The 24,115-nt window shown below is 27.3% G+C and carries 19 protein-coding genes; 17 read left to right on the top strand and 2 right to left on the bottom strand.

What is annotated here, in order from left to right:
• Positions 1–408 precede the first annotated feature (408 nt).
• The 17 genes from ABDZ71_RS12640 to ABDZ71_RS12560 all read left to right on the top strand — a co-directional run bounded on the left by ABDZ71_RS12640 (position 409) and on the right by ABDZ71_RS12560 (position 21,885).
• Positions 409–2,496 (top strand): BglG family transcription antiterminator, encoded by a 2,088-nt coding sequence (locus tag ABDZ71_RS12640; protein ID WP_343762019.1) that lies wholly within the window; start codon positions 409–411, stop codon positions 2,494–2,496.
• 13 nt (positions 2,497–2,509) lie between these two features.
• Positions 2,510–2,803, top strand: coding sequence for a PTS sugar transporter subunit IIB (locus ABDZ71_RS12635; RefSeq protein ID WP_343762018.1), 294 nt, complete (start codon positions 2,510–2,512; stop codon positions 2,801–2,803).
• A gap of 28 nt (positions 2,804–2,831) precedes the next feature.
• Positions 2,832–4,127 carry a PTS ascorbate transporter subunit IIC gene (ulaA, locus tag ABDZ71_RS12630; RefSeq protein ID WP_343762016.1) on the top strand — a complete coding sequence of 432 codons (1,296 nt, stop codon included), beginning with the start codon at positions 2,832–2,834 and terminating at the stop codon, positions 4,125–4,127.
• 98 nt (positions 4,128–4,225) lie between these two features.
• Complete coding sequence (locus ABDZ71_RS12625) at positions 4,226–5,077, top strand: sugar phosphate isomerase/epimerase family protein (protein WP_343762015.1); 852 nt, start codon at positions 4,226–4,228, stop codon at positions 5,075–5,077.
• Positions 5,078–5,080: 3 nt separating this feature from the next.
• Positions 5,081–5,716, top strand: coding sequence for a dihydroxyacetone kinase subunit DhaL (gene dhaL, locus ABDZ71_RS12620; RefSeq protein ID WP_343762014.1), 636 nt, complete (start codon positions 5,081–5,083; stop codon positions 5,714–5,716).
• Between the two features lie 24 nt (positions 5,717–5,740).
• Entirely contained in the window at positions 5,741–6,745 is a 1,005-nt protein-coding gene (locus ABDZ71_RS12615) for a dihydroxyacetone kinase subunit DhaK (protein ID WP_343762013.1), read from the top strand.
• A 13-nt stretch (positions 6,746–6,758) separates the two neighbouring features.
• Positions 6,759–7,616, top strand: a complete 858-nt coding sequence (locus ABDZ71_RS12610; protein WP_343762012.1) for a class II fructose-bisphosphate aldolase — start codon at positions 6,759–6,761, stop codon at positions 7,614–7,616.
• Positions 7,613–8,956: an L-fucose/L-arabinose isomerase family protein gene (locus ABDZ71_RS12605; RefSeq protein ID WP_343762011.1), complete on the top strand. Its 1,344-nt coding sequence runs from the start codon at positions 7,613–7,615 to the stop codon at positions 8,954–8,956. The genes ABDZ71_RS12610 and ABDZ71_RS12605 overlap by 4 nt, the downstream gene beginning before the upstream one ends.
• A 273-nt stretch (positions 8,957–9,229) precedes the next feature.
• On the top strand, positions 9,230–11,416 hold the full coding sequence (locus ABDZ71_RS12600) for a beta-galactosidase (RefSeq protein ID WP_343762010.1): 2,187 nt from the start codon (positions 9,230–9,232) through the stop codon (positions 11,414–11,416).
• 5 nt (positions 11,417–11,421) lie between these two features.
• Entirely contained in the window at positions 11,422–12,222 is an 801-nt protein-coding gene (locus tag ABDZ71_RS12595) for an HAD-IIA family hydrolase (protein WP_343762009.1), read from the top strand.
• Between the two features lie 30 nt (positions 12,223–12,252).
• Entirely contained in the window at positions 12,253–13,428 is a 1,176-nt protein-coding gene (locus ABDZ71_RS12590; RefSeq protein ID WP_343762008.1) for an iron-containing alcohol dehydrogenase, read from the top strand.
• Positions 13,429–14,021: 593 nt separating this feature from the next.
• Positions 14,022–15,278 carry an MFS transporter gene (locus tag ABDZ71_RS12585; RefSeq protein WP_343762007.1) on the top strand — a complete coding sequence of 419 codons (1,257 nt, stop codon included), beginning with the start codon at positions 14,022–14,024 and terminating at the stop codon, positions 15,276–15,278.
• Positions 15,279–16,150: 872 nt separating this feature from the next.
• Complete coding sequence (locus tag ABDZ71_RS12580; protein ID WP_343762006.1) at positions 16,151–17,536, top strand: dihydrolipoyl dehydrogenase family protein; 1,386 nt, start codon at positions 16,151–16,153, stop codon at positions 17,534–17,536.
• 126 nt (positions 17,537–17,662) lie between these two features.
• On the top strand, positions 17,663–18,112 hold the full coding sequence (locus ABDZ71_RS12575; RefSeq protein WP_343762005.1) for a DUF1499 domain-containing protein: 450 nt from the start codon (positions 17,663–17,665) through the stop codon (positions 18,110–18,112).
• Between the two features lie 226 nt (positions 18,113–18,338).
• Positions 18,339–19,262 (top strand): hypothetical protein, encoded by a 924-nt coding sequence (locus ABDZ71_RS12570; RefSeq protein WP_343762004.1) that lies wholly within the window; start codon positions 18,339–18,341, stop codon positions 19,260–19,262.
• Positions 19,263–19,959: 697 nt separating this feature from the next.
• The gene (locus ABDZ71_RS12565; protein WP_343762003.1) at positions 19,960–20,580 is read left to right on the top strand and encodes a TetR/AcrR family transcriptional regulator; all 621 of its coding nucleotides are present in this window, start codon (positions 19,960–19,962) and stop codon (positions 20,578–20,580) included.
• Between the two features lie 51 nt (positions 20,581–20,631).
• Positions 20,632–21,885, top strand: coding sequence for a cation:proton antiporter (locus ABDZ71_RS12560; RefSeq protein ID WP_343762002.1), 1,254 nt, complete (start codon positions 20,632–20,634; stop codon positions 21,883–21,885).
• Positions 21,886–22,061: 176 nt separating this feature from the next.
• On the opposite strand, the gene pepI is transcribed toward ABDZ71_RS12560, so the two are convergent.
• Entirely contained in the window at positions 22,062–22,943 is an 882-nt protein-coding gene (gene pepI / locus ABDZ71_RS12555; RefSeq protein ID WP_343762001.1) for a proline iminopeptidase, read from the bottom strand.
• A gap of 71 nt (positions 22,944–23,014) precedes the next feature.
• Positions 23,015–24,103: a M24 family metallopeptidase gene (locus ABDZ71_RS12550; protein ID WP_343762000.1), complete on the bottom strand. Its 1,089-nt coding sequence runs from the start codon at positions 24,101–24,103 to the stop codon at positions 23,015–23,017.
• Between the last annotated feature and the right edge of the window lie 12 nt (positions 24,104–24,115).

Here is a 24,115-nt window from a genome sequence, read left to right as displayed (position 1 = left end):
GAATTTTAGATACAATATATTGATGTTTTAATATAAAAACTAATCAATATATTGTATCATTTTTTTGTTTTTTAATAGGATAAATAAATGTATTTTTATCAGTAAGATTTGAAGTTTTAAAAAGAGATTTATGAGAAGTTTTATCTATTTTTTATAAAAAAATATAAAAGAATAATGGAAATCTACTAAGTAAAGACTAAGAAAGTGTATATAAAAAATAACAGAAAAGATGTAAAAAAATATATTTTATATAATGTAGATTATTAAATACATAATTATGAAAAATTAAAAAATTGCATATTACAAAAATAAAATTGCCACAATTCTTGAAAAGGTTTACTATTTTAAATGAATATAATTCAAACTATAATAAAAATACAAGGTGCTTTGAATGGAGGAACAAGAAATATGTATCCATTATCAAAAAGACAGTCTAAAATTGTCAAAGAACTAATGCATTTAGATGATTATATAAATATAAAAGAACTTTCTGAAAAGTTTTCTGTTAGTTCTAGAACTATACGATATGATTTAGATAAAATTAGTTATTGGTTAAAAGAAAATAATATGGATTTAATAAGAAAACCTAATAAAGGTATAAAAATAGAATCTAATTTAGAAGCTAAAAATTTAGAAAAAAAATTAAGAGGATTGAATCCATATAACAGAATTTTATCTAAAGAGGAAAGACAAAAGATAATTTTTTTAAAATTGTACAATGAAGAAAAAGTAAAAATAGAAGATATAGCAAAGGAACTTTTAATAAGTAAAAAAACCTGTAGTGGAGATATAAAAAATTTAGAAAAAAACTTGGAAAAATATAGTATAACAATTGAATATAAAAATAAAAAAGGTCTTTATTTAAAGGGAAATGAAAATGCTATACGCAAAATAATAGTAAATATTATCAATGAAGTTTTGAATACAAATTATTTACTTGAGTTTATAGGAGAAAAAACAAAATATCAGTTAAAGATTATAAGCTATTTATCTGAAAACTTAAAAATAATAGATTTTGAAGATATTAAAATTATATTTAAAATTTTAGATGAAGCTATGAAGTATATGGATATAAATTTAGCTGATGATGCTTATGCTTCTCTTGCAATTCATATTTTGATTGCAATTAAAAGAATGTCAAAGAAAAATAAAATGGAAATAGATGAAAGCAAAATAAAATATTTAAAGAATAAAAAAGAATATTTAATAGGCACATATATATCAAGAAGAATTGAAGAGACATTTAAAATTGATTTTAATGAAAATGAAATTGCAAATATAGCATTACACTTAATGGGGTCTAAATTGTATAAAGAAGTTGAAAATTTAGATTCAATTGAGAGTGAAAATTTAGAAATTGAAAAAGAGATTTTTAAAATTAATGATGAAATGATTGAAATTGCAGAAAAGTGTATGGGGTTAAATTTAAAAGAAGATAGCCAATTTAAAAATGCTCTTTTGTTACATTTAAAACCTGCGGTGTATAGACTTAAAAATAATATGAGAATAGACAATCCTTTATTAGAAGAAATGAAATTAAGATATCCTTTTGTTTATCAAGTCGCTTATAAGTGTTCAAAAGTTATGGAAGATTATTTAAAAATTGAAATACCAGAAAGTGAAATTGGATATATAGCTATGCATCTAGGAGCAGTATTTGAGAAAAAACATAGTTCATTTCAATTTGTTAAGTGTTTAGTAGTATGTACAAGTGGTATAGGAACTTCTCAGCTTTTAAGCATACGACTTAAAAAATTATTACCAGAGCTACAGATAGTTGGAGTGTGTTCAATAAAGGATATAGATAGATACATTGATAAAGTACAATTTATAATATCTACTGTAGATTTTAAAAATGATAAAGTTCCTATATTAAAAGTAAGTCCATTTTTAAATGAATCTGATTTGAAAATAATAAGAAGTCAAATATTAAAGGTTTCTCAAATAAACAAATTTATGTATTTTAATAAAAATGACAATATAGTTAAGTTTAATAAAAATTCAAATAAAAAATATGACAAGGAGTTGGATCCAATGCTAAAAGATATACTAAATTTAGATAATATTGAGTTAAATGTAAAAGCTACAGATTGGAAAGATTGTATAAGAAGAGCAGGAGGGTTACTTGTTGATACAGCTATGGTAACTAAGAATTATGTTGAAGCTATGGTTGAAGCTGTTGAAAAATATGGTCCCTACATAGTTATTATGCCAGGAGTTGCATTTGCTCATGCAAGACCATGCGAAGATGTTAAAAAACCATGCATGAGTCTTATAACATTAGAAAAGCCGATAGAATTTAATTGTGGAGAAAAGGATCCAGTATCTATTGTTTTTGCCTTTGGTTCAGTAAATCAAAATGGTCATTTGTCAGCACTTCAAGATTTGGCTAGATTTTTAGAAAAAGATGAGAACATAGAGTTTATTACTAATTCAAAAGATAAAGAATTAGTATTAAAAAATATAATCAAATATGAAGAACAAATAAAAGAATAGGGAGGAATATTTAATGAAAAACTTAAAGATAATGGCTGTATGTGGTTTTGGTGTAGGAAGTAGTATGATTTTGAAAATGAAAATTGATGATGTTTTAAAAAGTAATGGATTAAAAGCAGAAGTATTTACTGCTGATGTTGGAACAGCACCTTCAACTCAGTGTGATATTATTTTTACTTCAAAAGAAATTTTTTCTCAATTAAAAGCAAAAGTAACTGTTCCAGTTATTCAAATTAACAATTTTATGAATAAATCAGAAATAGAAGAAAAAGGAATGGAAATAATTAAAAACTTAATAGAAGATTAGTATATAAATTTAGGTGAGGAGGGGTAGTATGTCATTTCTTAATTTCTTGGTTAACCAAATTTTTAGACAACCACCACTATTTTTGGGGATAGTAGCTTTAGTAGGTTTATTATTTCAGAAAAAAAGTGGTAGCGAAGTTGTTAAAGGAACTTCAAAAACAATTATAGGTGTTATTGTTTTAATGAAGGCAGTAGATATTATTGTAGCCTCAATTGATCCTTTATCAAAAGCATTTACAAAGTTATATGCAATACCGTCTACTAATGCAGTAAAACCTATAGGGTTTACAAATTTTGTTGGTCAATATGGATCAACTATAGGACTAGTAATGGTTTTAGCTTTTGCTATAAATTTAATAGTGGCAAAATTCACAAGATTTAAAAATATATTTTTAACAGGACATGTATTCTTTTGGATGGCATTTTTATTTGTAGCTATTGGAATAGAAGGTTCCTTATCTGGTACAAAATTAATAGTTTTTGCAACAGCGTTATTATCCTTTTATATAATAGTAACACCAGCGCTTATAAGACCATTTGTAAAGCAAGTTACCGGTGATGATTCTTTTACTATAGGGCATACAACAGTTGGATTAAGTTTAATAGGTGCACTTTTAGGAAAATGGTTTGGAAATAAAGAGAAATCAATGGAAGATGTTAAAATACCTCAATCATTAGAATTTTTAAGAGAAACAACAATAACAACAGGACTTGTTATGTTTATAGTATATATAGTTGTTGGATTTATGGTAGGACATAGCGTTAGAGTTGAAGCCTTTGGAGCTGCTAATGCAGATTCAGCTAGTTTAATAGTTTATGCTATAATGCAAGGCTTAACTTTTGGAGCTGGACTTACAGTACTTCTTACTGGAGTTAGATTGATGCTTGGTGAAATTATTCCAGCATTTAAAGGAATTGCAGACAAATTAATTCCTAATGCTATACCGGCCCTTGATTGTCCTATGATATTCCCATATGCTCCAAATTCAGTTTTAGTAGGTTTTATAATTAGTATGATTTCAAGTATTATTGCTATAGTTGTTCTTGCATCAACAGGTAATATAACAAGTGCAGTAATACCTCTTACAGTTGCTTGTTTCTTTGATGTAGGACCGGCAGCAGTATTTGCAAATGCAACAGGAGGAAGACGAGGAGTTATAATAGCTAGTATTGTATGTGGAGCACTACTCATAGTATTTGAAGCAATGTCAATACCACTTTTACAAAATACAGTATCAGATTTTGTTCAGGCTTTTGGTGGAAACGATTTTTCTATATGGCCAGTAATTGTAAGAAATATTATGAAATTGTTTGGAATGAGTTAAAGTTAGTAATTTTGTTGAATTAAATTATTTTTAAAATTTGAATCTGAACCTGGCATTAAAGTTTATGCTGGGTTTAGATTATAAAAGGAGAGATAAAGGTGAAAATAGGAATTCATCTTTCAACTTTTACAAAGTCTTGGGAAGAAGATATTTTTCAATATTTTAGTGTTGCATCAAAAATAGGATATGATGGCGTTGAAATACCTATTATAGATGCTAATAATTTTGATTCTAAAAAATCAAAAAAGTTATTAAAAGAAAACAATTTGCTATGTACCTGTGGTACAGGATTAAATATAGAAAAAGATATATCATCTATAGATAAAAATATAAGAGATAATGGTATGAAGCATTTGAAAAAATGTATAGATATTTGTAATGAGCTTGAAAGTGATTGCTTAGGAGGAGTTCTTTATGCCCCTTGGGGGATGAAAAAATCAAGAGCAGAAGCTAAGGATAATATAAATTTTAGTATAGAAAGTTTAAGAGAAATAGCAAGTTATGCTGAAGTTAGAGGTGTGACTCTTGCATTAGAAGTATTAAATAGATATGAAACATTTTTTATAAATACAGTAGAAGAAGGATTAGATATATTAAAGAAAATAGATAGTAACAATGTCAAAATTCATTTTGATACTTTTCATGGTCATATAGAAGAAAAAAGTTTAAAAGATGCTATTTTAAAAGGTGGAAAAAATATATTCCATGTTCATTTTTGTGAAAATAATAGGTCTACTCCAGGAACTGGACAAATTAATTGGAGAGAAGTTAAAAAGGCTTTAAAAGAAATAAATTATGACAGATGGATTACATTAGAAAATTTTACAATGCCTAATTGTCAAGTTGGAAATGATGTGTCCATTTGGAGAAAAACCGGTGAAAGTAATTATAAAGTTGCAGAATTAGGATTTAAATTTATAAAACAACTAATGGACAAACAGGAGGTATAAATTATGAAAACATTAAATAATAAACAAGTCAAAGAAATCCTTATAAAATTAAATTTAGTATTTCAAGATAAAATGGAAGAACTATCACAGTATGATGCTGTAATTGGAGATGGAGATCATGGAGTTACTATGGCAAGAGGTTTTAAAGTTGCTTCAGAAAAAATAGAAAGTTTAGAAGATGAAAGTGTAAATGGGTATTTTAAAAAATTTGGTAGAGCTTTAATTTCAGAATTAGGAGGAGCAATAGGACCTTTATTTGGTAGCATTTTTACAGAACTTTCTAAAGAACTTAAAGGTAAAGAAAATTTAGGATTAAATGAACTTTCTAAAGGACTCCAAAGAGCTCAAAATAAAATAGAAGAATTAGGCGGAGCAACAGTTGGAGATAAAACAATGGTTGATTCTATTGACCCTGTTGTTAAGAGTTTAAAAAAATCATTAGAAGAAGAAAAGTCATTAGAAGAGGCTTTAAAATTAGCTAAAAATGCAGCTAAGGAAGGAGTTCAGTCAACTATTCCATTAATAGCTAAAAGAGGTAGATCAAAATTTTTACAAGAAAAATCAATAGGACATCAAGATGCAGGCGCCACTTCTTTTTACTATTTAATTAAGACAATATGTGATTTCGTTAATAAATAAAATTAGGATTTTGGAGTGATGGTTATGAAAAAATTTATAAACGAACCAGACAATATAGTTAATGATACTATGGAAGGTTTTGTAAATGCCTATAGTGATAGATTAAAAAAAGTAGAAGGTTCTAATGTAATAGCTAGAAAAGCGAAAAAAGGAAAAGGCAAAGTTGGAGTAATAATAGGAAATGGCTCTGGACATGAGCCAGCATGTATAGGATTTGTAGGAAAAAATATGTTAGATTGCAATGCTTATGGTGGTATTTTTGCAGCGCCAGGTCCAGATACTTTATTAGAAGCAATTGAAGAAGCAGATAATGGAGAGGGAGTAGTTGTTTTAATATCAAATCATGCAGGAGATGTTATTAATTCTAAAATGGCATTAGATATGGCAGAAGATGATGATTTTAATGTAGCAGGAGTAATACTTTATGATGATATAGCTTCAGCAAAAAAAGAAGAGGAAGAAGAAAGAAGAGGTACAGTAGGGACTTTATTTAATTACAAAATAACAGGAACTTATGCTGAAGAAAAGCATTCCCTTGAAGAAGTAGTTAAGATGGCGGAAAAAGTAAGAAATAATACTAGATCTTTAAGTGTAGCTACAGTTCCTGGAACATCACCAATTACAGGGCAAAAAATGTTTGAAATAGCAGATGACGAAATTGAAATAGGCATGGGAGTACATGGTGAAGAAGCTGCTTGTAATATGAAGATGGATACAGCTAAAAATATAGCTAAAATTATGTGTGATAAATTAATTGAAGATAAACCATATAGTGATGGAGACGAGTTAGCTGTAATAGTAAATGGATGTGGACAAACTACTTATATGGAACTTTTGATATTTTTTAATGAAGTTAGAAAGTACTTAAAATCTAAAAATATAAAAGTATATAAACCTGGAATCGGTAACTTTGTAACTACACAAGAAATGGGAGGAATAGCTTTATCATTCTGTAAAGTAGATGAAGAATTAAAGTTATTATGGTCAAAAGAAACAGATGCACCAGGGTTCCCAAAACTATTACCATAATTGGAGGGTGAAAATGAGTATTGTACCTATGAAAGAATTATTAAAAGATGCATATGAAAAAGGATATGCAGTTCCAGCAATAAATGTTAGCAATATGGAAACAGTAATGGCAGTTTTAGAAAAAGCCTATGAAATGAAATCTCCAATAATATTACAAATAGCTCCTATACAAATACAAAATCAAAATATAAGCTATGATGAAATAGTTAAGATTATAAAGATTTTTTCAAAAAGATTTAGTATAAGATGTGCAATACACCAAGATCACTCAATGAGTGTAGATGAATGTATAAAAGCAGTAAATGGAGGAGTTACTTCTGTAATGTTTGATGGTTCAAAACTATCTTATGAAGACAATAAAAAAGGTACTATAAAAGTAGTAGAATATTGCAAAGAAAAAGGCATTACAGTAGAAGCAGAGCTTGGAAAAGTAGGAGGAGCTGAAGGGGAAGAATCAGTAGATGCTGATAATCAAATTTATACGGACCCTGAACTTGCAAAAGATTTTGCAAGTAAAACAAAAATAGATGCTCTTGCAGTAGCTATAGGAAATGCTCATGGATTTTATTCTGAAAATCCTAAGATTGATTTTGAAAGATTAGAAAGACTAAGAAAAAATATAAATATTCCAATGGTATTACATGGTGGAAGTGGAATACCTGACGAAGATATACAAAAGGCTATAAAAAAGGGAATAGCTAAAATAAATTTTTTCACAGAAATTGATTTTGAATTTACTAAAAAGTTTGCTTTAGAAGTAACTAATAATAAGAATATTTATATGATGAGTGCTATAGAAAAAGCAAGACAATCTATGATGAAAAAAATAGAAGAAAAAATTAGAGTTTGTATGTCAGGAGGAAGAATATGAAGTTAAATGTAGGATTAATTTCAGTAGGATATCCTAATTTTAGAGTTGATATAGCTAAGGAAAATCTAGATGAAACAGTAAATATTTTAAAAGAGCTAGATTTGAATTTAATTTATAGTAATGAAGTAAGTACAAACATTGAAGATACAGATAATTTTATAAAAGAAATGAAATTAGAAGATATAGATTTAATCATAATTCAAAATGGGACTTTTGCTGACGGAAATCACATTATAAAGATAACAGAAAAATTTAAAAACATACCAATTCTTCTTTGGGGTTTTCCAGAGCCTAAGGCAGGTGAGTATAACTATATTGCAATAAATTCCATGACAGGATTTAATATGTATACTAGCTTTTTATATAAACTTAAAATTCCATTTAACTATGTTTTTGGAAGACCTTCAGATGAAAAAGTTATAAATAAAGTTAAAAACAATATAAAAGCATTACAAGTTAAAAAGAAGTTGGAAAATTCGAAATTTTGCATAATTGGAGGGAGAGCTCCAGGGTTTTATTTGTCTAGTGTAGATGAAATGAGATATAGAAAAGAAGTTGGGCCAGAAATAATATATTATTCAATAGCATCACTTTTAAAAGATGCTTCCAATTTAGATAAAGAGCGTGTTGAAAATGAAATTAATGTATATAAAAGCCAATTTAAAATTAAAACAACAAATGAAGCTATAGAAAAATCAGCAAGAGTTTATCTTGTAATTAAAGATTTCATGAAAGAAAACAATGTAGATGCTTTTACAATTAAATGTTGGCCAGAAATGCAAGAAATATATAATTTTGCTCCCTGTGTAGTTTTATCAAGATTAAATTCAGAAGGTGTAATGGTAGCTTGTGAAGGTGATGTTCCAGGACTTACAACAATGTATATAGAAAATTTATTAACTGAAAAATCAATATTCTTTGCAGATTTAGTTAATATAAATGAAAATGGAACAGCAAAATTATGGCACTGCGGATGTGCACCTTACAAATTAGCTTGCAAAAATAAAGAGGTATCTTTAACAGAACATCCTACTATTAAAAATGGTATAGGTATGTCAACAGAGTTTGAGATGACAAAAGGAAGAGTTTCCATGTGTAAGTTAAAAGAGGATAAAGATAAATATAAATTCTTTGTAGCTTCTGGAGAAAGTGTTACAGAAGATAGAAAAGTTACTGGAAATCAAATGGATATTAAATTTGATTCATCAAATGAAGATTTACTTAATTGTATCGTGAAAAATGGAATTGAACATCATTATGCTATTGTTCAGGAAGATATTAAAGATAAATTAGAAATTTTATGTAAATGGATGAATATTGACATAGTAGAACCTAGTTAAATCTATGAATGGATGAATATTTAAATGATTGAAGCTACTTATGCTTTAGAATAGATGGATATTTAAATAATATAAACTATTTAGATTTTAGAAGGTGTTAATGTTAAATAATATAATTTATGTAAAACTAATACTGAATAAATGTTCAAATAGTATAAGTAAGTTATTTAAACTTTAGAATGGATAAATATTTAAATGATAAAAGTTACTTAAATTTGAGAATAGATGAATATTTTAATAATAGAACCTATTTAAACTTAAGAGGTGAATAAAATGAGTAAAATGAATAAGTATCCCTATGGTGGAGGATATTATCCTTTAATCCATGATAAAAGAGAATGGAAAAGAGATTTACTTTTAATGAAAGAATCAGGTATTAACATAGTAAGAACAGCAGAGCTTTTTAATACTTGGGATAGAATAGAAAAAGAAGAAGGAAAATTTGATTTTGAATTTTTAGATGAATTCTTTGATTTATGTGAAGAATTAGATATGAAAATTCTTTTAGGAACAGGAACAGCATCACCACCTTATTGGATTCACGAAAAATACCCAGATGTAAATATATTAAGCAATACTGGAAAGCAATATCCTAATAACGTGTCCTATACTTGGGCTTGTATAGATAATCCAGGATATTTAAAAGAAGCAGAGAGATATATGAGAACATTAATAGAAAGATATAAGGATCACCCGGCGCTAGATTCTTATCAGCTTCATAATGAAGTAGGATTTCCTTTTATGCCTATAGAAAATGGAGGCTTAGACATATACTGTTATTGTGAGCATTCTAAGAAAAACTTTAGAATGTGGATAAAAGAAAAGTATAAAACATTAGATAATTTAAATCATGCATGGACATGGAGTGCTACAAATGCACCCTGCTTAACTTGGGATCAAGTAGAGCCAGCTTATGTTAAACCAACATCATGGAGTTCTATTACAAGATGGCTTGATTGGCGATTATTTTGGATGGATAATTTCACAAACTTTATAAAATGGCAAAATGATATTGTAAAATCTGTTGATAAAGATCATCCAACAACAACAAATATTTTCTATATGAAATCTTTTGATGCATTTGGAACACTAATGGGTCTTGATCAATTTGAGATGGCAAAACAAGTAGATTATATAGGATATGATTTATACCCAGGAAGCGGAGATAAATTAGTAAAAAGACCTGAATTTACGTCTATGTTCCTTGATCATGGAAAGAGCATATCAAAACCTCTTGGAAAACCATATTGGATTCATGAATTGGAAAGTGGACCTATTAATGGATGGATTCTTGGACCAGATAGAAATACAAATAGTGATGATTTAGTTAGAAATGCTTTTGAATGTTTAGGACATGATGCTAAATTTATGCTTTACCAAGGATGGAGAGAATGGGATTTTCAACCTCTTCACTGGGGTGGAATTGTAGATTTAGATGGAAACAAAACAGATAGAAATGTAGGATGTAGTTTAATTGGTAAATTCCTTGATGAAAATAGTGAATATTTATTAAATTCTAGAACTGAAAAAGGCGATATTGCTATTTTAACATCAAAAGAGAATTCTATTGTAGTTAATGGAGTTGGACAAGAAGAATTTTTAAAAACAGCTACAAGAGCTGCTTATAGAATGTTTTGGGAAAAAGGATTTAATGTTGATTTTATAACTCCAGAGCATTTAGAAAATGGATATGCTAAAGATTATAAAGCAATATGTATGCCGTTTATGGCATTGATAACAGAAGAAACTGCGGAAGGCTTAAGTAAATATGTTGAAGATGGAGGCATATTAATAGGTACTGCTAGATGTGGAATGCTTGGGAAAAATGGTTGGTATAATCACAAAATACCATGTTTTAATCTTCAAAATGTTTTTGGAGTTAATGCAGTGGAAGTTTGGTCAAAAGGAAAATATAAAGCAACATATAAAGGCAAAAATTATGATTGTTATTGGCACAAAGAAAAACTTCAAATTTTAAATAAAAATCTTAAAGTTCTTGCAAGATTTTATGATGATACTCCTGTAGCTACTGTAAATAATTATGGAAAAGGTAAAGCTTTATATTTTGGAACTCATGCAGATGCAGCATACCTTGAAAATAATTCATTCTTAATGTGGGATGTCCTTGATGATGTTTTAAAAGAAAAGTCAATTAAACCACGTATAAAAACAGAATACACAAATAGAATTCAAAGAGAAATAGAAACTCATAGTTTAAGCTATGGAAATGAAGAGATGATAATTGTAACAAACTATGTTAATCCTGAAAGACAAAGTTCTTTCTTTATTAAAGGGAAAAAGAAAGTAAGAATTTATATAGATAGCGATAAAGAAATAAAAAGCATAACAAACTATTATAAAAATGAAAAAGTAGAATGGACAAGAGTAGATGATTCTATAGAAATAGAGCTTGAAGTTACTAAAGATAAAATTGAAATATTAAAAATAGTTTGGGGGTAAGTATAGTGAAACTTGAAAATATAAAATGCTTTTTGTTAGATATGGATGGAACTATATATTTAGGAGATAAGTTAATTGATGGATCATTAGACTTTATAGAAACTATAAAAAACCAAGGAAAAAAATTTTTGTTCCTTACAAATAATTCATCTAAAAACAAATTGGCATATAAAGAAAAATTAGAATCACTTGGAATAAAGGTTAGTGAAGAAGAGGTGTTTTCATCAGGAGAAGCTACTACAATTTATTTAAATAAAATAAAACCTGGTGCAAAAGTATTTTTGCTTGGTACACCACTTTTGGAAGAAGAATTTATAAAAAGCGGATTTCAAATTCTAAAAGATAGAAAAGAAAAACCAGATTTTGTTGTATTAGGATTTGATACTACATTAACTTATGAGAAGTTATGGATAGCTTGTGACTTTATAAGAGATGGAGTAGAATATATTGCTACTCACCCTGATTTTAACTGTCCTTTAGAAGATAATAAGTTTATGCCTGATACAGGAGCAATGATTAAGATGATAGAAGGTTCTACAGGAAAAACTCCTTTAGTTATTGGAAAACCAGAAAAGCATATAATTGATTCTATAATTGAAAAATATGATTTAAAAAAAGAAGAATTAGCTATGGTTGGAGATAGATTATATACAGATATAGCAGTAGGTAAAAATGCAGGTATAACTTCAATATTAGTTATGTCAGGGGAAACTACAGAAGAAATGTATAAAGAATCTGAGATAGTTGCAGATTATAAGTTTTTATCTATAAAAGAACTTAATGATAAATTAAATAAAAAACAATAAAATTATAAATTAAACTTAAGAGGTGAAAAGATGAATAATATATCACAATTTTCATTTTTACTTAGTACTAAAATAGAATTTGGAGTAGGTAAATCAAAAAATATTTGTAAATATATAAAAGAACTTAATGGTAAAAAAGTCATGATAGTTACAGATAAAGTATTATTAAAGTTAGGTATTGTTGATCCTATTATAAGTTCACTAAAAGAAAATAATGTTTCTTATATAGTATTTGATGAAGTTGAACCAGATCCTAAATGTGAATTAATAGATAGAGCTTCTAAACTTTGTAGAGAATCTAGTGTTGATTTAATCATTGCAGTAGGAGGGGGAAGCTCTATTGATTCAGCAAAGGGGATATCTGTTGTAGCTTCAAATGGAAATAGTTCCTATGATTATCTTGATGGAAGAGGAGAAGAGAAAAAAGAAATTTTAAAGCAGCCTATTCCTATAATTGCAATTCCTACAACATCAGGAACTGGATCTGAAGTATCTCAGTATTCAGTTATAACAAATAATAAAATAAAGGATTCAATTAGTTCTGAACTTATATATCCTAAAATAGCAGTTATTGATGCAAGTTTTATGGAAAAACTACCATCTAAAGTTACTGCATACACTGGATTAGATGTGTTAGGTCATGCTATTGAGTCTTATATTTCTAATATAGAAAATAAATTTACAGATTTATTAGCTTTAGAAGCTATTAAATTAGTTTTTGAAAATTTGAAGCAATGTGTAAATAACCCTACCATTGAAGGAAGAAATAATATGGCTTTTGCAGCAATGCTTGCAGGAACTTCTATGAGCCATTGTGGAGCTGCTCTTGCACATGCTATGGGCTGTCCTTTATCAGGACATTGTAATGTTCCTCATGGACTATCTGTTGGATTATTGCAGATTCCTACCATTGTTAATAATAAAGATAAATCTAAAGATAAATTTAAAGAAATTTTAAATTATATAGATAGCTCTACAAAAGGCATCTCACCAGAAGAAAGTGTAGAAATGTTAATTAATAAAATAAGAGATCTTTTAAAAGATATTAATGTAGAAGAAGTAATAAAATTAGAAAATGTAACGGATGAAACAATTGACAATATGACAGAGGATGCTATTAATCATGGATGTAGTACACTAAATCCTCAGAAAAATGATAAAGAAGCAATTAAAAAGATATATATGAATTTAATTAAGGCATATTAAAATAAATAATAAGTCAAAGATGCGACGAATATTTTCTAAAATACAATGAATTGGGTTCTGCTAATAGTTTTGCTATTAGTAGATTCTAAGGAAGAAGTAATTTGCAAAATAGACTAGCATACTGGCTTATTTATTTTTTTTATGTGTCTAAATGAGTTTAATTAATTTAGACTGCAGACAAGTAAATACTTGTTTGCAGTCTATTTATTTGAGTTTAGGTTTATTGAAACAAATAAAGAGCTCAAAGTTTAAAATTTATAACTAGTATATGATTTCAGTTATAGCAAAAGCTACTAATAATTTAGGACTTTTAGTAGCACATAGGATAAGATTTATTGCATATTAAAGTTCTAAAGATGAATATATAAGTATTTTTAATTTTTTAAGTACAAATTTGAATTTTCAAATATATTTTTAAATTTTAGAATAATAGTTGACAACTTTTGTCGGTACATATATACTGAATATAGACAGAAGTTGTCTATTTAAGGACGCATATATGAGAAGGAGAGCACAATCTATTTCTTTTAGAATAAAAAATAAATTTTATAATCATAGTTTTGATTTTAATTTTATGAAAGATGGTGCTAATGATGAAAAAAATAAATAAAAATTTAACTTTGTTGTTGCTTGGAAGAGTTGTATCAGACATAGGTTCTAGTATCCAGATGATGATTATGCCTCTTTATATTATAGACATTGGTGGATCATCTACATTAGTAGGATTATTTTCTTTTTTTTATATGGTTCCTATACTTTTAACTTATCCTTTTGCAGGAGTTATTGGAGATAGACTTAATAGAAAGAAAATAATGGTGACAGCAGATTTTATAAGTGCTATAGCAGTTCTTATTTTGGCATATGTATCTTCTATTAATAAAATGCATATCGCTTTTTTATTTACAATGCAGGTTATTATAGGTATGATGTATGGATTTTTTGATCCTGCAACTAAAGGAATGGTTCCAGAACTTGTAGAGAAAGAAAAACTTGCTAAAACTAATTCTATTATAGCCACTTTAAGAATATTAGCAGGACTTGTAGCTCCTCTCGTATCAGTTTTATTGTATACAGAACTTGGAATTACAGTACTTTTTTTAATAAATGGAATATCTTTTTTAATATCGACTACTAGTGAAATGATGATAAAATATAATTTTAAGAAAAAATCAAAAGGCATAAATATTTCAGCTGTTTTTCATGATATGAAAGATGGGGCATCTTTTATTAAAGATAACCCTATGATTTATAGACTAAGTTTATATTTTTTATTGGTATTTATGTTTATACAACCTATATTTGGTGTTATATTGCCACTCCTTTTTAGAACTAAGCTTAATTATTCAGACACACAGTATGGGTATCTTCAGATGATTTTACTTTTAGGGGCTTTAATAGGTAGCATTTTAGTAGGAATTTTAAGTAAAGGTAAAAAACTAAAAGGATTAATGACATTTGGAATATTTACAATGGTAATTAGCGTTTTTGCTTTCACTAGCTTAACATTTAAAAATATTATAGAGAGGTTAGGAAGTGGTAGCAGTCTATATTTTGTTTTTCTTGCTTCAGTATTATTTTTGTTATATACATCAATTATGTTTATAAATATACCAGTTCAGACTATGATACAAAAGGTAACGCCAGAAGGGCATATGTCTAGAGTGTTTTCTATAGTTGGTATGATTAGCAAAGGGGGAATGCCCTTAGGTGCACTTATATATGGAGTAGTTCTTGATATAATTGAAATTGAAAAGGCAGTTTTAATAGCAGCAGTATTTGTACTTTTAGTATCTTTAATATTTATTTCTGTATTTAAAGATGAAAGTGGAGACACAAAAATTGAAACATAGAGAAGTAAACTATAAGTTTTTATTAATGTATGTTTAAATGTATGGGATTATATATGTGTATAATATATATTTTTTCATGGATATACTATAAAATGGCATTATATATATAGTAAAGCTTTTAAATTAGTATATAACATGGTTTATATATAGTAGTTGAAAAGAATAGCGAAGGATAGGTGTGTTTAAAATAAGGAGTGGTATCTAAAGTTTATTTTAAATACTTATAGGTTATGATTTGAATTGTGTAGAAAGGTAGCGAATATATACAAAAGAAAAGCCCCTATAGGATAGAAATTTTAATGTCTATTCTATAGGGGTAAATTAGTTTTTTAGTAATATATGTTTTGCTTTTATGTAGAAATTATAAATTTATTAAATGAATAGATTGATAATTTAAAATAGGTATATTTAATATGAACAATAATAAAGATTAATGGAAAATTATTATTGACAAATAAAAGTTATAATAATATTATATGATTATATTAATTCTATAAAACAAAATAAGTTTCTAAGAGTATATATGTGGATTAAAGATATGTTTAAGTAGGAAATTTAGAAATAAATAAGAAAAAAAGATGTAAACAATTATTTAGTTTTATTAAAATAAATCTTATAAATATGGTTTAGAAGTTTTAAAATAATAATGTTTTGTTAGGTGAAAGATATATTAAAAGAGGAATAGATTTATCATAAAGATTTATAGTATAAAAGCTTTAAAATAAATAATGTTATAAAGCTTTCTAAAATTTTATTAGAAAATAAATATAGAATTTTTTAGGATAAAAGGATTAAGATAAAAAGTTATTAAAAAGTTAGTTTTTATGAAATAGCAATATAGAGTTATAAATTTAAAAGTTAGGAGGGTTAATATGAAAAAAATAGATGTAGCAATTATTGGTGCGGGATCTGGGGGATTAACAGTTGCATATACTGCTAAAGGATTTGGAAAATCTGTGTTATTAATAGATAAGAATAAGCCTGGTGGTGAATGTACTTGGGCTGGATGTATTCCTAGTAAAGCTTTGATTAATAAAGCAAATGAAATACATATTGCTAAAAAGTATAGTGATTTTAAAGTGGATACATCAAAGGTAATGAAAGATGTTAGAAATGTGATTGAAAATGTATATAAAAGTGAGAGTGAAGAAGTTTTAGAAAAAGATGGTATAGAGTTTTTAAGAGGAGTAGGGAATTTTAAAAGTAAAAATTTATTAGAAGTAGATGGAGAAATTATTGAAGCTAAAAAAATATTTATTTCAACCGGTTCCTCTCCTATGATTCCTCCTATAGATGGTTTAAAGGATGTTGAGTTTTTAACAAATGAAAATATTTTTAATTTAGAAAAGCTACCTGAAAGTATTGTTGTATTAGGTGGTGGTGCAATTGGAGTTGAGCTATCCCAAGCTATGAATAGATTAGGGGTTAAAGTTAATTTAGTTGAAATGGCAGACACTATTTTACCAAAAGAAGATATAGACCTATCTACAATGCTTAAAGAAAATTTAGAAAAAGAAGGAGTTAAAATATATACTTCATCAAGAGCGGTTAAGGTTTTAAGAGAAGATGGAAAAGTTAATCTTATGGTAGAAGGAGTTAATGGAGTAGAAAAAATTATTGGAGATGAAATATTAGTAGCCCTTGGAAGAGTTCCTAACATTAATGATTTAGATCTTGAAAAGGTAGGGATTAAGTATAATAAAAGAGGAATAGAAGTTAATAAATACTTAGAAACTACATGTAAAGGTGTTTATGCAGTGGGAGATGTTGTAGGCCCTTATATGTTTTCTCATATGGCAAATGCTCAAGGAATAAAAGCTGCTCAAAATGCAATATTACCTTTTGATAGAAAAATGGATTACTCAAATGTAGTATGGACTACTTTTACTTCGCCGGAACTTGCAACTCTTGGAATAACTGAAAAAGAAGCTAGGGAAAAGTATAAAGATCAAATTAGAGTTTATACATATAGTTATGACAAAATTGATAGAGCTAAAACAAAAGAAGGTTTTAAGGGATCTTTAAAACTTATTTTAAATAAAAAAGGTAAGGTTTTAGGATGTACTATACTAGGAGATAGGGCAGGAGAAATTATTTCAGAAGTTCAAGTAGTTAAAACTCTAGGAGTCAATTTTGGAAAACTTTCAAATGTAATACATCCATATCCAACTTATGGAGAGATTTTAAATAAGGCAGGTAAAAAAGTATTAGTAGATAATTTAATGAATTTACCTATTGTTAAATTTTTTAGAAAATAGTATGTATATTAAAATTAATAAATATTTGGATTAAAATAGAACTAAGTTTAAAGCTAAAAGAATGGTTTGAATAATAAAATGTAGGAGTTTTATGAAAAACTTTTAAATAAAAGGAGAATAAAGATTATGAGAATGTTTTTACTTATAATATTAGGATTAGCATTATTGTTTGCTGTAGTACTTTTTGTTCAAAATAAAAAGCCATCTATTGAGCTTGGATTAGAGGAAGGTAGATTAAGAGAAATACCTGATAAGGATAATGCAGTTTCTACAGAAACGAAGATAGAGAATAAGAGAATAGAACCTTTATCTTTTAAAAGTACATTAGAAAAGACTAAAGAAGCAATGAAAAAATCTTTAAGTTCATACGGAAATATAAAGATAAAAGAAGAAAAAAGAAATTATATTTATGCAGTAGATACTACAGGGAAAATGAAATTTCATGATGATATTGAAATTTATTTTGATGAAAAAAATAAAAAAATTCAGTATAGATCAGCTTCAAGATCTGGATATTCAGATATGGGAGTAAATAAAAAAAGATATAAAGAAATTTCAAAAGTATATACAAATTAAAATTTCTTAGTTAAATAAACCTTTTGATTTTAATTATATATTGTAAAGCAAAATAGAAGAAGTTCATAAACACTTGTATATAGTTTTAAATAATGTACTATGAAGTAAATAATTGTAAAGTTAGTCTATAGAGCTAACTTTACAACTATTTGACAATTTAAATAAAGATTGATTATATGCCTTCGCTATAATAAACTTGTAAACAAAAAATGTGGAGGTAATAAAAATGAAAAAAAGAAATATTATGATAGGAGTTCTAGCTTTAAGTGTTTTAGTAGCCTCTAATTACAATATGCATAGTAATACTATAAAACATAGTACTAATGAGAATATAGTTTATGCTGAAAAAAATCAAAAAGTATCAGATGAAGATTTAAAAAAGGATGCCATAAAAGCTGTTAAAGATTATTTTGGAAAATCACCAAATTTAAACAAAATGAAACTTAATGTAATAACAAAAACAAAAGAGCAAAAGATAACAGGCATAGATGAAAAAATTAAACAAGGACAGAAAACCTTAGAAACAATAAAGTCAATTAATATTGATGATATAAAAAATGTTTCAGTAAAGGAAGAAAATGATTCCTTGGAAAAGTTTAAATATTTTATGACTACTAATCTATTAAACATTAAGGAAACAGAAGGAATGGAAAAAGCTAAAAAACAGCTGAATACTTATATAAAAAGTACTGAAGATAGTATAAAAAGGTTTCAAAATATGAAAATCAATGTTAGATATGGAACAACTTATTTATATTTTGAATCAAAAGAAGAAACATACAATGTGAATTTTGATTGTAAAACAAGAGAGCTTTTATCAGTTAACCATGAAGTGAAATTAGATGAAAGTAAAATTAAATCTAAAAATTTAATAAGTATTGAAGATGCTAAAAATAAAGCTAAAGAATTTTTAGTGAAAAATAAACTTGATAATATACAAAATCCAAAATTAGTAAAACAAGAAGAGTTTCAGGCACATCTACAAAAGGATAAAGTTGGAGGTGGCTTTAACTTTAATTCAGTTGCATTATTCTATGAAGATGGGGATAAAAAAGCAAATATAATAGTTGATAGAGCTACTGGAGACATATCAGGATTTGATATAGGAAAAGCTGCAAATAAGGTTAGTTATAAAACAAGTCCAAATTAAAAGTAAAATAATAATTAAAAAATAACCATTGTTTATTACATTTCTTTATTAAAAGAAAATAACAAAATATAAATATAAAACAAGGAAGATTCTTCACTCTTTCTTTAAAACCAAAACAAAAAACAAAATACAAGTTTAAATTAAGATACAAATAAAAAATTAGGAAGATTCTTCACTCTTTCTTTAAAATCAAAACAAAATACAATTTTAAATAAAAATACAAATAAAAAAACGAGGAAGGTTTTTCACCTTTCTTCTAAACCAAAACAAAAAAATGTAAATAATTAAAATGAAAGTTTTTCTCCACATTTCTTTCAAAAACATAAGATGAGAAAAATAAAAAAATATAACAATAAAAAACAAAACTAAAGCCTATAATCAAAATGAAAGGGTAAGTAGATGATTTGTATAAGAACAAATTTATTTATTTACTCTTTTATTTTATGATTATATAAAAGGTAGTAAAAGTTAAATTTTCAGTTGTTGAATTTAATGATAAAATTTGTTAAACTATAAAACAGACCAAGCAGTTTGTTTTATAGTTTTTATTATTAAAGAAAATATAGATTTTTAATAAACTGCTTAAGGTATATGAAAAAGTAAATTTAAAGAATAGGAGCTTTATGTGAAATTATACAATGAATATTTATGATTTATACATTTAAACTTTTGTTCATTTAGAAGGAAGGTTATAGGTTTGAATAGAGAAGAACAAAATAAAATTAGTAAACAAAGAATTTTAATAGCTAGTTTAAAGGAGTTTGGAGAAAAAGAGTATCCAGCAGCATCTATTAATAATATTTGTAATAATAATAATATTTCAAAAGGACTATTGTTTCATTATTATAAAAACAAAGATGAGATTTTTCTTCTTTGTGTAAAAAATCTTTTTATGGATTTAAGTGACTATCTAGAAAAAAACTTTGAATTTAATAATGGAAATATAGAAGGTAATTTTAAAGATTATATAAAAAAAAGATTTGAGTTTTTTCATGAATACCCTTATTATGAACAGATATTTTATACAGCTACATTTACTCCACCAAAACATTTATTATATGAAATTACTGTTTTAAGAAAACCAATAGATGAAAAAAATAAAGATTTTTGGAGAGGTATTGTAAATCATTTGAATTTAAAGACTAATGTTATTATAGAGGACGTAATAGAAACAATATTAGGTTTAGGGAATTATATCCATATGAAAATTCAACATAATAACTCAAAGTATAGATGTGATGAATCGTGGGCTGTAGAAAAATATACTAAAGAATATGTAGATATGATTAATATGCTTTTATACGGGATTGTGAAATGATAATTTTCATAATTAGTTAGGATTATAGATATATTATTGGAGGGAATAGACATGATGAAAGGTATAATATTTTTAATTAGCTTTATTATTATTGCAATAATAATGGGGAAGTTAGTTGGAAAAGTAAGAATGCCAGCTATTTTAGGGTGGCTATTGACAGGAATGATAATTGGACCTTATGCATTAGGATGGTTAAGTAATAGTATGCTTAACAGTACATGGTACCATATTATTAATAGCATTTGTGAAGTATCAGTAGGACTTTTTATTGGTACAGAATTGATTTGGAAAGATATTAAAAAATCAGGAAAACAAATTTTAACTATATGTTTTACAGAAGCATTTGGTGCTTTTTTCATTGTTAGTTTAGCTTTTGGATGTATTTTTGCATTTATAGATATTCCAATTTATCTAGCATTTATTTTTGGTTCCATTGCATTAGCAACAGCTCCTGCACCTTCTTTATCTATTATTAATGAGTATAAGGCAAAAGGACCAGTTACAAGGACGCTTATGCCATTGGCTATTTTAGATGATGTTATTGCATTAATAGTTTTTTTTATGGTAATAGGCATTGTTTCTAATCTTTTAGCAGGCGGGAGCATACCACTTTATTATGTGCCATTAATGATTTTATTATCTATTATAGTAGGAGTTGTAACTGGATTTATAACATCATTTGTTCTTAAAAAAGAGGTTCAGAAAAAGAGTACGATTTTATTAGTACTTACATGTATTATAATTACAACTGGAATAGGAATGTATATAAATGAGAGTATTTTGCCAAAGCCTATGATGAATTTGATGCTTGTAGGTGTAACTTTTTCTACTACTTTTGCCAATATAATACCAAAAGAAAGATTAAAGCAAATAACAGAAGATGTAAATATAGTGATTATATTAACAATGATTGTTCTTATTATTAATTTAGGTGCACCACTAGATTTCCATTTGATTTTAGGAGCAGGTATATTTACTGCAGTTTATATAGTAGCTCGTGCTATTGGTAAACTAGGGGGAGCTTATTTTGGTGCTTTGATTTCAAAGGCGCCTATAACTGTAAAAAAATATTTAGGACTTACGTTATTGCCACACTCAGGTGTTTCTTTGATTTTTACAGGGATTGCAGTAAGTACTCTTATGAAACCTGCACCACAGTATGCGGAAATTATTCAAGGAACTATTGCAGCTGCGGCAGTTATTAATGAAGTGATAGCAGTAATACTAGCAAAACAGGGATTTAAACTTGCTGGCGAATTAGATGATAAAAATAAATTAGAATTGAACAATGAGGGTATAGTGTAAGTATGAGATTTTATAAAATTAAATTATTGAAAAGAGTGTTTGGAATATATTAATTTTATTAAATAAAAAAAGATTATATTAGGGATTATACAAAAAAGGTTGTCATATAAATATGACAGCCTTTTTATATGTTTTAAAACTATGTTATAGTTAAGATTATAACATACTATAATATATTAGTCGTTCTTATTTAACCATTCATTAAGTACTTTTATATATTTTTCATTCTCTTCTACAAATGGCATATGACGGCTGTACTCAAATAATTCCCACTCTGAATTAGGGATTTTGTCATACATTGTTTTTGCAACAAGTGGTGAGCAAAGATCTAGTAATCCACTTGTGATTAAACAAGGTTCTTTAATATCTTCAATTTCTTTCATGAAATCAAAGTTCTTTAATGTACCAGATGGGCTAAATTCATTTTGGCCCCATGCAGTTACATAAGCCTCTGTTCCAGCAACTTTTGGACGTCTTAAGCATTCTGGTGAGTCTTCTGTAACTTCTCCAGCACAGTGACGAACCATAAATTCTGCTTCAGCTTTTTTATATTCTTCTGATGAATAATCATTAGCTTCTTCAGCTTTTCTTATTGCTTCTTGCATATCTTTTGGAAGATAAGAAACTCTTCTACGTTGTTCTTTTTCCCATAATGCAGCAGATGGTAAAGTACTAGATAGAATATAGCTTTTTATTCCTTTTGGTTTATATTCACAAGCATACTCTATTGCTTGCATTCCACCCCAAGATTGTCCAAGTAGGTGAATTTCATCTAAACCTAAGTGTTCACGTAATTTAACTAATTCATCAATCCATGTTTTTGCATTCCATAATTCAGGACGGGAAGGTGTGTTTGATAATCCGCATCCTAACTGGTCGTACATAATAACAGCACGTCCATCTTCAGCAACTTTATCAAGTACTTCGAAATAATTATGTGTAGAGCCTGGTCCACCATGTAATAAAACTAAAGGTTTTTTATTTCCAGTGCATTCACCAACTATACGATAGTAAGTTTTATATTCTAGATATGGCATATAGCCTTCAGTAATTTTCATAACAAATCTCCTAACCTTTATTTTTTTGAGTTGTTATAAGTTCGACAAATTTCATAACAAGTTCCTAAATCTTATTTAGATTCAGGAACAACGATTATGTCTTTTGTATAGTTATTTAATACTTCGCAGCCATCTTCAGTTGTTATAACAAGATCTTCAATACGAACACCTATTCCTTCTTCTGGAAGGTATATTCCAGGTTCAACAGAGAAACATTGGCCTGGTTTAATGATATCTTCATTTACAGAAGAAACATCACCAAATTCATGGTCTTCTAAACCACAAGAATGACCAGTTCTATGTGTGAAATATTTTCCATATCCTTTTTCTTCAATGTAGTTTCTTGCAGCTAAGTCTACATCGCACATTCTATTTCCAGGTTTTGCAGCAGCAATACCTCTTAAGTTTGCTTCTAAAACTATGTTATATATTTCTTTTTGTCTTTCAGAAACTTCACCGATAAATACAGTTCTAGTCATATCTGATGCATAGTTTTTATAGAATCCACCAATATCTAGGATAACACAATCTCCAAATTTTCCTTTTGAATCATCTGTTACATGATGTGGATCTGCAGCTCCTTTAGCATATGCTGTGATTGGATCGAAAGAAACTTCATTAATGCCATGTTTTTTATAAATTTCACGAGTTTTAGCATTTAATTCTTTTTCAGTTAAGCCTTTTGCTACCCAAGGAATTAATTCATCAATTACAAGATCATTTAATCTTGAAGATTCTTTTAAAATAGCAATTTCTTTTTCATCTTTAACCATTCTTACATAGTCAACAATTAAAGAACCATTAACAAATTTGCTTCCAGCTCCAAGTTCTTGTAGTCTTAATAAAAATTTAGATGGCCATACTTTATCGATACCTATAACTTTGTCTTTTTCTACAAATTTAGATAGAATTTCAACTCCATCTTCAATATCATTATACCATACAATTTCTACACCAAGATCTTCTTCTTGTGGGAATAATTCATTAATAACAATTTTGTGATTACCATTAACATTTAAATATAATGCTAGTAATCTCTCCCCTGGGATAATCCATTTTCCTGTTAAATAAAAAATAGCTGTTGGATCAGAGATAATCATTTGGGGAATATTATGTTCCTCCATTGATTTAAGTACTCTGTTTAATTTGTTCATATCCATAGTTAATCCCTC

The organism is Clostridium oceanicum (assembly GCF_039521385.1).
In the GTDB taxonomy this organism is placed as follows: Bacteria; Bacillota; Clostridia; order Clostridiales; family Clostridiaceae; genus Clostridium_F; species Clostridium_F oceanicum.
Note: the sequence above shows the minus strand (reverse complement) of the source record. Positions and strands in the feature narration are given on the sequence as shown.

Excerpts from the sequence above, each read along its gene's own strand:
- ulaA (WP_343762016.1), top strand. The coding sequence starts at position 2,832 with ATGTCATTTCTTAATTTCTTGGTTAACCAAATTTTTAGACAACCACCA.
- ABDZ71_RS12580 (WP_343762006.1), top strand. The coding sequence starts at position 16,151 with ATGAAAAAAATAGATGTAGCAATTATTGGTGCGGGATCTGGGGGATTA.
- pepI (WP_343762001.1), bottom strand. The coding sequence starts at position 22,943 with ATGAAAATTACTGAAGGCTATATGCCATATCTAGAATATAAAACTTAC.
- dhaL (WP_343762014.1), top strand. The coding sequence starts at position 5,081 with ATGAAAACATTAAATAATAAACAAGTCAAAGAAATCCTTATAAAATTA.
- ABDZ71_RS12550 (WP_343762000.1), bottom strand. The coding sequence starts at position 24,103 with ATGGATATGAACAAATTAAACAGAGTACTTAAATCAATGGAGGAACAT.
- ABDZ71_RS12560 (WP_343762002.1), top strand. The coding sequence starts at position 20,632 with ATGATGAAAGGTATAATATTTTTAATTAGCTTTATTATTATTGCAATA.
- ABDZ71_RS12585 (WP_343762007.1), top strand. The coding sequence starts at position 14,022 with ATGAAAAAAATAAATAAAAATTTAACTTTGTTGTTGCTTGGAAGAGTT.
- ABDZ71_RS12605 (WP_343762011.1), top strand. The coding sequence starts at position 7,613 with ATGAAGTTAAATGTAGGATTAATTTCAGTAGGATATCCTAATTTTAGA.
- ABDZ71_RS12635 (WP_343762018.1), top strand. The coding sequence starts at position 2,510 with ATGAAAAACTTAAAGATAATGGCTGTATGTGGTTTTGGTGTAGGAAGT.
- ABDZ71_RS12610 (WP_343762012.1), top strand. The coding sequence starts at position 6,759 with ATGAGTATTGTACCTATGAAAGAATTATTAAAAGATGCATATGAAAAA.
- ABDZ71_RS12575 (WP_343762005.1), top strand. The coding sequence starts at position 17,663 with ATGAGAATGTTTTTACTTATAATATTAGGATTAGCATTATTGTTTGCT.
- ABDZ71_RS12640 (WP_343762019.1), top strand. The coding sequence starts at position 409 with ATGTATCCATTATCAAAAAGACAGTCTAAAATTGTCAAAGAACTAATG.
- ABDZ71_RS12570 (WP_343762004.1), top strand. The coding sequence starts at position 18,339 with ATGAAAAAAAGAAATATTATGATAGGAGTTCTAGCTTTAAGTGTTTTA.
- ABDZ71_RS12615 (WP_343762013.1), top strand. The coding sequence starts at position 5,741 with ATGAAAAAATTTATAAACGAACCAGACAATATAGTTAATGATACTATG.
- ABDZ71_RS12600 (WP_343762010.1), top strand. The coding sequence starts at position 9,230 with ATGAGTAAAATGAATAAGTATCCCTATGGTGGAGGATATTATCCTTTA.
- ABDZ71_RS12590 (WP_343762008.1), top strand. The coding sequence starts at position 12,253 with ATGAATAATATATCACAATTTTCATTTTTACTTAGTACTAAAATAGAA.